This window comes from Massilia sp. CT11-108, from assembly GCF_047302915.1.
Lineage (GTDB): Bacteria > Pseudomonadota > Gammaproteobacteria > Burkholderiales > Burkholderiaceae_D > Telluria > Telluria orientalis.
In genome coordinates, this window is sequence record NZ_JBKYMO010001328.1 from 1 (window position 1) to 370 (window position 370).

1 protein-coding gene is annotated in these 370 nt (G+C 60.3%); it reads right to left on the reverse strand.

Annotation, left to right across the window (positions count from 1 at the left end; translation table 11 throughout):
- On the reverse strand, positions 1-106 hold a 106-nt coding region (locus ACEN88_RS34640; protein WP_413346931.1), incomplete at its 3' end, for a LysR family transcriptional regulator.
- Positions 107-370: the final 264 nt, after the last annotated feature.

A 370-nucleotide genomic window follows, 5' to 3' on the forward strand; every position in this document is an offset into this window, starting at 1 on the left:
CCGGCGTCACGCACAACTCTTCCGCCGCAGCTTTCACGGACAGGTGCCGCGCGGCGGCTTCGAACGCGCGCAGCGGCTTCAAGGGTGGCACCGACTCACGGATCATTTAGAAAATCTCAATCGAAACAGGAAGGAAAACTCGGTTGTGCCACTGTCATGCCAAGGCTAAAGTACCTGCATTGTAAGCCGATTCTGGAAAGAGAATGACTAAACCGACAGACGTTCTGCACTATCTCGACATCGGCGCGCTTGGGCTCCTGATCCGCAACCGCAGCGTATCTTCCCGGGAGGTGACCCAAGCGCTGCTCGACCGCATCGCCGCGCTCGACGGCGACCTCCATGCGTACGCGCTGGTACTGGCCGACGCCGC